This window comes from Acidovorax sp. KPB24-03, from assembly GCF_057546605.1.
This window is the reverse complement of the sequence record NZ_BAAJYR010000870.1, coordinates 1-714: the sequence shown is the minus strand read 5'-3', so window position 1 is coordinate 714 and position 714 is coordinate 1. Positions and strand designations below refer to the sequence as shown.

Annotated in this window: 1 pseudogene; it reads right to left on the bottom strand. The window is 73.5% G+C overall.

The window, feature by feature from the left end:
* A pseudogene (locus AC27KI_RS26540) lies at nucleotides 1–712 on the bottom strand (apolipoprotein N-acyltransferase); the annotation flags it as partial.
* Between the last annotated feature and the right edge of the window lie 2 nt (nucleotides 713–714).

Genomic DNA, 714 nt, shown 5'->3' with positions numbered 1-714 from the left:
CTCGTCCTGGGGGGATGTTGCCCTGCAGCAGCGCCAGCGACAGCGGCGCGGGGCGCTGCATCGGCGTGTGGCACAGCTCGACGGCGCAGTGGCGCTGCACCGCCAGCCCGGCCCAGGCCAGCACGGCCAGCCCCACGAGGGCCCACGCCTTCAGGCTGCGCAGGTCGCTGCGCCGCCCCTGGGCCGCCAGCATGGCCAGCACGGCCGCGATGCAGCCGATGCCGTACACCCCGACCGACCGGGCCAGCACGGCCAGCGGGCCTTCGACGTGCGCATAGCCGCCGGCGCCCCATGGAAAGCCCGTCCACCACTGGCCGCGCGCCAACTCGGCCAGCAGCCAGAATGCTCCGAAAACGATAGCACCATGCCAGCGATTTGATTGCCCCAGGGCCTTGAAACACCCCGCAGCCACCGCGTAGTAGCTGCCCAGAAACGCCGCCAGCCCCACCACCGCGAGCGCGGCCAGCGGCGCGGCCAGCCCGCCGTAGGTGTGCATGGAAATGAAGAGCCACCAGAAGGTGCCCGTCAGCCAGGCGGTGGCGAACAGCCACCCCAGCACCGCGGCCTGCCGGGCGCTGCGGCTGGCCAGCAGCAGCCGCGCGAAGCCGCCCAGGGACAGGAGTTGCAGCCACCACACCGGCTCGCCGCCGAAAGGCCAGGCGATCGAGGCGGCCTGCGCCAGGCCCGCCAGCAGCGCGAGCCCCCCTGCCAGCG